At 73.9% G+C, this 6,974-nt stretch carries 7 protein-coding genes; 5 read left to right on the top strand and 2 right to left on the bottom strand.

The genetic code is table 11. The features are described 5' to 3' along the window. Positions 1-541 (bottom strand): GntR family transcriptional regulator (locus tag H5J29_RS15940; RefSeq protein ID WP_181781748.1); only part of this gene is annotated, 541 nt, incomplete at its 3' end. A gap of 120 nt (positions 542-661) precedes the next feature. On the opposite strand from H5J29_RS15940, the gene H5J29_RS15935 reads away from it, so the two are divergent. From H5J29_RS15935 to H5J29_RS15925, 3 genes are read left to right on the top strand one after another with little or no spacing between them, the layout of a single operon-like run. Then, positions 662-1,078, top strand: coding sequence for a carboxymuconolactone decarboxylase family protein (locus tag H5J29_RS15935; RefSeq protein WP_312858258.1), 417 nt, complete (start codon positions 662-664; stop codon positions 1,076-1,078). Further along, a complete protein-coding gene (locus H5J29_RS15930) occupies positions 1,071-2,000 on the top strand; it encodes an NAD(P)-dependent oxidoreductase (RefSeq protein ID WP_181781746.1) in 930 nt (309 codons plus the stop codon). Before H5J29_RS15935 ends, H5J29_RS15930 begins: the two co-directional genes overlap by 8 nt. Positions 2,001-2,004: 4 nt before the next feature. Further along, a complete protein-coding gene (locus H5J29_RS15925; protein WP_181781745.1) occupies positions 2,005-2,796 on the top strand; it encodes an N-acyl homoserine lactonase family protein in 792 nt (263 codons plus the stop codon). A gap of 8 nt (positions 2,797-2,804) precedes the next feature. Here H5J29_RS15925 and H5J29_RS15920 read toward each other — a convergent pair whose 3' ends face one another. Next, complete coding sequence (locus H5J29_RS15920; RefSeq protein WP_312858257.1) at positions 2,805-4,031, bottom strand: cytochrome P450; 1,227 nt, start codon at positions 4,029-4,031, stop codon at positions 2,805-2,807. Positions 4,032-4,284: 253 nt separating this feature from the next. On the opposite strand from H5J29_RS15920, the gene H5J29_RS15915 reads away from it, so the two are divergent. Next, complete coding sequence (locus H5J29_RS15915; protein ID WP_181781743.1) at positions 4,285-5,514, top strand: PP2C family protein-serine/threonine phosphatase; 1,230 nt, start codon at positions 4,285-4,287, stop codon at positions 5,512-5,514. Between the two features lie 136 nt (positions 5,515-5,650). Next, positions 5,651-6,974 (top strand): phospholipase D family protein (locus tag H5J29_RS15910; RefSeq protein ID WP_181781742.1); only part of this gene is annotated, 1,324 nt, incomplete at its 3' end.

Below are 6,974 nucleotides of genomic sequence, written 5' to 3'. Positions count from 1 at the left end.
AGGTCCGGTCCCAGATCTCGATGTGCATCCGGATCCGCCGCCGCAGCTGGGTCACGCGGTGCTGCAGCGTCCGGACCATCTCGTGGAGGACGGGGTTGCCGCACCCACGGAACAGGACGTCGTAGGCCTTCGACTTGGCCTCCAACAGGTTCGCGGCGTCCGCACCGCGCTCGGCCGCGGCGGCGAGGGTGTCGACCGCGGCCCGGAGAGCGGCCCGGTCCTCGTCGGTCGCGACCTCGGCGAACAGCCGGGCGGCGAGGCCTTCGAGGGACGCCCGCACCTGGTAGACCTGGCGGGCGACCTCGGGCGAGACGACCGTGACGAACGTGCCTCGGCCGTTGCGGGACTCGACCAGGCCCTCGGCCTCGAGCCGGCGCAGCGCCTCGCGCACCGAGGGGCGGCTCGCCGAGGTCATCTCGCACAGCTCACGCTCGACGAGGAGCTGTCCGGGCACGAGGCGCTGTTCCACGATGGCCCGACGGAGCAGGGTGGCGACCTGCTCGCGGATCGGCGGGTGCCGCGTGACCTGCATGCTCGTCATGCCGACCAGCATAGGCGGGGGATGGTAGCTGCTGTCTGCGACACAATTTGTCAGACAGCAGCTAGCTGCTCTCAGCTCGTACAGCTACGCTGCGCGGGACCGAGGAAAGGACAGTCCGCCGTGACCCTTGTCAACGACCTCACGGACCAGCCGTCCGACGGCCGCGCCGCGCTCGACGCAGGCGACGCGGTGCGCCGTGCGGTGCTCGGGGACGAGCACGTCGAACGCTCGCGGGCGAAGGCGACCCCCTTCAGCAGGCCCCTACAGGACCTCGTCACCGAGTACTGCTGGGGCACGATCTGGACCCGTCCGGGCCTCGAGCGACCGACCCGCAGCCTGCTCAACATCGCCATGCTGACGGCGTTGGGCAAGCCGGACGAGCTGCGCCTGCACGTCCGCGGGGCGCTGAACAACGGGTGCACCGTCGAGCAGATCCAGGAGGTGCTGCTCCAGGCCGCCGTGTACTGCGGTGTCCCGGCCGCCCTGGAGGCGTCGCGGGCGGCCCAGGAGGTCGTCGCGGAGTACGGCGATGACTGACCAGGCCACGGTCGCCGTCGTCGGGCTCGGACAGATGGGCGCCCCGATGGCCCGTCGACTGGTCGGCGCCGGGCGGACCGTGCTGGGCGTCGACACCGACCCGGCCGTGGTGGCCGCCGCCGCCGCGGACTGCGTGAAACCGGCGGCCTCGGTCGCGGAGGCCGCGCGCAGCAGCGACACGATGATCCTCATGTTGCCGCACAGCGGCATCGTGGACGCCGTCGCCGCGGAGATCGCGGCCGTCACGGGCGAGGGGCGGTGTCGCCGCATCGTCGACATGAGCTCGTCGGAGCCGAGTCGGACCCGGCAGCTCGCCGCGCGTCTGGTGCGCTCGGGCGTCGAGCTCGTCGACGCCCCGGTCTCGGGCGGGGTCGGGGCGGCGGTCGCCGGCACCCTGACGGTGATGGTGGGCGGCTCGGCCGAGCAGTTCGCGGTGGTCGAGCGCCTGCTCGACCCCGTCGGCAGCTCGATCGTCCACGTCGGCGCGGTCGGTTCCGGCCATGCGCTCAAGGCGTTGAACAACCTGATGTCCGCCTGCAGCATGGTGATCACCGCGGAGGCGATGACGGTGGCCGCCCGCTTCGGCATCGACCCGGAGACGGCGTTGGCCGTGGTCAACTCGGCCAGCGGGCGCAGCGGCTCGACCGAGGCGAAGTTCCCGAGGTTCGTGCTGCCGCGCCGGTTCGACTCCGGCTTCACGGCCGCGCTGATGGACAAGGACGTCGGCATCGCGACCCGGCTCGCGGCCGACGTGGGGGTTCGGACCACGCTGGCCGACGCCGTCGGTGCCCGGTGGCACGAGCTGGTCGGACAGCTCCCCGCCGGTGCCGACCACACCGAGATCATCCGCCCGCTGGAGGCCGAGTACGGGGTCGAGATCCGTCCCGGCACGCAGGCTCCGTCCTCCTCGCCGTCGGACTGACCACATGACGGCGCGGACGGAGGTGCTCGCGGTGCGGTTCGGCCGCCACCGGATGCGCCGCAGCGCCTACTTCCTGCACTACGAGGGCTACGGGGAGCCGGACGACGACATCGACCTGGACTACTCGCTGTGGGTCGTCCGCGGGCCGTCGGGCACCGTCGTCGTCGACACCGGGTTCGCGCCCGAGGTCGGCGCGCGCCGGGGCCGCGAGGTGCTCGCCGACCCGGTCGAGGCGCTGGCCGCCGCCGGGATCGACGCCTCCTCGGTCGGCACGGTGGTGGTGACCCACGCGCACTACGACCACATCGGCAACCTGGACCGGTTCCCGTCGGCGGAGATCGTGATGGCCCGGCGCGAGTACGAGTTCTGGCAGGGCCCGTTCGCCTCCCGACCCCACTTCGCCCAGCCCACCGAGGCCACGGAGATCGGTCGGCTGGCCACGCTGCGCGCCGAGGGCAGGGTGACCCTGTTCGACGGCGGCCACCGGATCGGACCGGGCGTCGAGCTCGTCGAGCTGGGCGGCCACACGCCGGGACAGCTCGTGGTCGTGGTCGAGGGCGAGGATGCGGGGGCGGTGCTCGCCTCCGACGCGATCCACTCCTACGAGGAGTACGAGCGCGACCGCCCCTTCGGGATCGTCGGCGACGTCGCGGCGATGTACGCGGCCTTCGACCGCATCCGCGAGATCGAGCAGCGCCCCGGCACCCAGGTCGTGCCGGGCCACGACCCGGCGGTCCTGGAACGGTTCGAGGTCCTCCCGGACGCGGCGGGCGCTGCGGTCCGACGGGTGCTCTGAGCACCGGCTCACCACTGCACCGGCAGGCTGGTCAGGCCGTTGATGAAGTTCGACGTCAGGCGGCGGGGCTCACCTGCGGGGTGCAGCGGCGGCAGGGCGAGCAGGGCGGTGTGGAACTCCCGCAGCTGGAGGCGGGCGAAGGCGGCACCGAGGCAGAGGTGCGGACCCTGGCCGAAGGCGAGGTGGTCGTTGTCCGCCCGGCCCAGGTCCAGGCGGAAGGGGTCGGTGAAGCGGCGTTCGTCGTAGTGCGCGGACACGTGGTAGACGACGACCTTGTCGCCCGCCGCGATCCGTCGCCCGCCCAGCTCCAGGTCCCGGGCGGCGGTCCGGCGGAAGGTCAGCACCGGTGGGTGCCAGCGCAGCAGCTCCTCGAGCGCGGAGGGCAGCAGGGCGGGATCGGCGCGCAGCCGGGCGTGCTCCGCGGGATGGTCGAGCAGGGCGTGCACGCCGCCGGGCAGCGCGCTGCGGACCGTGTCGTTGCCGGCGACGACCAGCAGGAAGAAGAACATCTGCAGTTCGGGGCCGCTCAGGTCGCCGTCGTGCACGAGCGCGCTCATGACGTCGTCGGCCGGCTCGCGGCGCTTCACCGCGGCGAGCCGGTCGGCGTAGCCGAACATGTCGGCGAGCTGGGCGGGGGAGCGGGGGTTCACCGGGCGGCCCTCGGCGTCGGTGACGACGGTGCCGTGCTCCGGGTCCTGGTAGCCGATCACCCGGTTCGTCCAGGCCAGCAGTGGGGCGCGGTCCTCGGCGGGCACACCGAGGAGGTCGGCGAGGTTCTGCAGCGGGAAGTCGTCCGTGACGGCGGTGAGGTCGCCGCCGCCCTCGCGTCGCAGGTCCGCCAGCAGCCGCTCCGCCCGGGCCCGGACGGTCGCGGCGAACGTCTCCAGCCGGCGTCGGCTGAACGCCCCGGTGACCAGCCCGCGCAGCCGCATGTGGTCCGGCGGGTCCATGTTGAGGATCATCCGGCGGAGGAACGGCAGGTCCGCGGGGTCGGGATCGCGGATCTGGGTGGCGCCGAGCGAGGACGAGAAGTCCGCGGGCCGCCGGAGCACCTCCCGGACGTCGGCGTACCGGGTGACCGCCCAGAAGCCGGTGCCCGCGGGCCAGATCCCGACCTCGTGCTCGGGCTGCCACGAGACCGGGTCCTCGTCGCGGAGCCGCCGCAGGGCCTCGTGCGGCACCCCGGCGGCGAAGACCCGCGGGTCGAAGACGTCGGGTGCCACCTCGTCGTGCACGCGGACGAGCCTAGGCGAGGAAGTTCCCCGGGGGAGCCTGCTGCCTGCCCGCGTGTGGTCGAGCAGCGGGATCGCGGACGCGAGACGCCCTGTACGCCGGACGGGCCACGTCTGGCGTCGTCGGGACCGGGGTGAGAGCATCCGACCCACGGACCGGTTGAGTTCCCAGCCTTCCCACGATGTGTCACCGGAAGTGGTGAGGGGACGACGTGAGCGCACGAGCTGCGCAGGTCTGCCGGGGATCGGTCGGGCCGTGACGACTGACGTCGCCGAGGCGGGCGACCCGACGAGCCTCGCCGCGGTCGTGACGGGCGGTGTGGTGCCGCAGCGCGTCGACGCCCTGCTGGCCGAGGTCGTGGACCAGGCGCGCGGCCTGTTGGCGGCGGACACCGCCGCGGTCCTCCTCGTCGACGCGTCCGCCCAGACACTCGTCGCGGCCGCCGCCCGAGGGATCGCCGGGGAGGTGCAGCAGGGGGTGAAGATCCCGGTCGGCAAGGGCTTCGCCGGGCGGGTGGCCGCCGAGCGGCGGCCGGTCTCGGTGGACCGGGTCGACCCGGAGACGGTGCTGAACCCGCTGCTGTGGCAGGCGGGCATCCAGTCCCTGCTCGGGGCGCCCCTGATGGTCGACGGCGAGCTCGTCGGCGTGCTGCACGTCGGGAGCCTGGCTCCCCGCCGCTTCAGCGCGGAGGACGAGGAGTACCTGAAGCTGATGGCGGACCGGGCTGCGCTCGCCATCCACGCCGAGCTCATGAAGGCCGAACGGGAGACCGCGGCGATGCTGCAGCGGTCGTTCCTGCCCGAGCGCCCCGTCACGCCCGTCGGGTTCGAGCTGGCCTCGCGGTACGTCGCGGGTGACCGGCGCGGCATCGTGGGCGGCGACTGGCACGACACGGTCCTGCTGCCCTCCGGAGCCCTGCTGACCGTGGTCGGCGACGTGATGGGCCGGGGCCTGGGCGCGGCGCAGACCATGATCCAGGTCCGCACGGCACTGCGCGCCCACGCCCTGGAGACCGACGACCCCGCGCAGCTGCTGACCCGGCTGGACCGGCACATGCAGATGTTCCACCCCGGGGAGCTGGCCACCGTGTGGTGCGGCGTGCTCGACCCCGGGTCCGGCCGGTTCCGGATGTCCTCGGCCGGGCACCCTCCGCCCGCCGTGGCCCGCCGGAGCGGGGGCCCCCGGCTCGCGGACGTCCCGCCCGGCGTCCCGGTGGGGGTGGTCTGGCCGGAGCACGAGCGTCGGACGTCGACGCTGACGCTCGGCCCGGGGGACGTGCTCTGCGCCTACACCGACGGGCTGGTCGAGCGGCGCGGGTACTCCCCGGACGACGGGCTCGAGCGTCTGCTCGACGTGCTCGTCGCCCCCGTCGACTCCGCCGACGGGCTCGGGGCGCGCATCATGGCCGGCATGGTCGGCGACCGGCCCGCGGAGGACGACATCGCCCTCCTGGTGGTCCGCCGCTGCACCGAGCCTGCGACCTGAGCGCGGGCCGGCAGCGCGGGCACCATCACGGCTCCCGGCCGTGGGGGGTCGCCGCGGCGGGGCGGAAGGCGACGGGTGTGCCACAGTGCAGGCAGGGGCGGCCTGCACGGACGGACGGATGGCGAGGGAGGCCGGAATGCGGCGTGCGGACTGGTTCCTGACCGGCGTCGAACGCGGCAACCCCGCCTGGGTGCTGCCCGACTGGTGCACCGGCAACGCGGTCGCACCGCTCGTCGACGGGGCCTCCTACTTCGCGCGGCTGGTCGAGGAGGTCTCGACCCTCGACCAGGGTGACCATCTCTACTTCACCGACTGGCGGGGCGACGCGGACCAGCGCCTGACCGACGACGGTCCCACCGTCGGCGAGCTGTTCGCGGCCGCGGCGGGCCGCGGGGTCGTCGTCAAGGGACTGATGTGGCGGTCCCACACCGACAAGATCACCTACAGCGAGGAGGAGAACCGGCGGCTGGGTGACCAGGTGCGCGAGGCGGGCGGCGAGGTCCTGCTCGACCAGCGCATCCGGCGCGCCGGCTCGCACCACCAGAAGCTGGTCGTGCTGCGGCGGCCCGAGGATCCGGCGCGGGACGTGGCGTTCGTGGGCGGGATCGACCTCTGCCATTCGCGTCGGGACGACGCCGGGCACCGCGGTGACCCGCAGGGCCTGCCGATGAACGCGGCGTACGGCGACCACCCGCCCTGGCACGACGTCCAGCTCGAGGTGCGCGGACCGGCGGTCGGCCTGCTCGACGCCGTGTTCCGCGAACGCTGGGAGGATCCGCACTCGCTGGACACGCACAACCCGATCGCGCGGGTGCGCGACGCCGTCCGGGAAGCGGACCTGGTGGCGGACCCGCTGCCGGAACGGCCTGCCGATCCGGCCCCCGCCGGGACCAGCGCCGTTCAGGTGCTGCGGACCTACCCGGCGATCCGACCCGGCTACCCCTTCGCGCCCCGCGGCGAACGCTCGGTCGCCCGTGGCTACGGGAAGGTGCTGCGCCGGGCCCGCCGCCTGCTGTACCTGCAGGACCAGTACATGTGGTCGCCCCACATCGCTCGACTGATCGCCGAGGCGCTGGAACGCAGCCCGGAGCTGCACGTGATGGTGGTGGTGCCGCGCCACCCCGACGTCGACGGCCGACTCGCGCTGCCGCCCAACCAGGTCGGCCGGCTCCAGGCGTTGCAGGTGTGCCGCCGCGCCGCCGCGGACCGCCTGCACGTGTTCGACCTGGAGAACCGGGCCGGGACGCCGGTCTACGTGCACGCCAAGGTCGCGGTGGTCGACGACGTGTGGGCCGCGGTCGGCAGCGCCAACCTCAACCGGCGCTCGTGGAGCCACGACAGCGAGCTGACCGCCGCCGTGCTCGACGACGACCGGGACCCCCGCGCCCCCGAGGACCCCGCGGGACTCGGCGACGGCGCCCGCACGTTCGCGCGGGAGCTGCGCCTGTCGCTCCTCCGAG

This window comes from Pseudonocardia pini (assembly GCF_013870575.1).
GTDB classification, from domain to species: domain Bacteria; phylum Actinomycetota; class Actinomycetes; order Mycobacteriales; family Pseudonocardiaceae; genus Pseudonocardia; species Pseudonocardia pini.
Note: the sequence above shows the minus strand (reverse complement) of the source record. Positions and strands in the feature narration are given on the sequence as shown.

Excerpts from the sequence above, each read along its gene's own strand:
- H5J29_RS15930 (WP_181781746.1), top strand. The coding sequence starts at position 1,071 with ATGACTGACCAGGCCACGGTCGCCGTCGTCGGGCTCGGACAGATGGGC.
- H5J29_RS15925 (WP_181781745.1), top strand. The coding sequence starts at position 2,005 with ATGACGGCGCGGACGGAGGTGCTCGCGGTGCGGTTCGGCCGCCACCGG.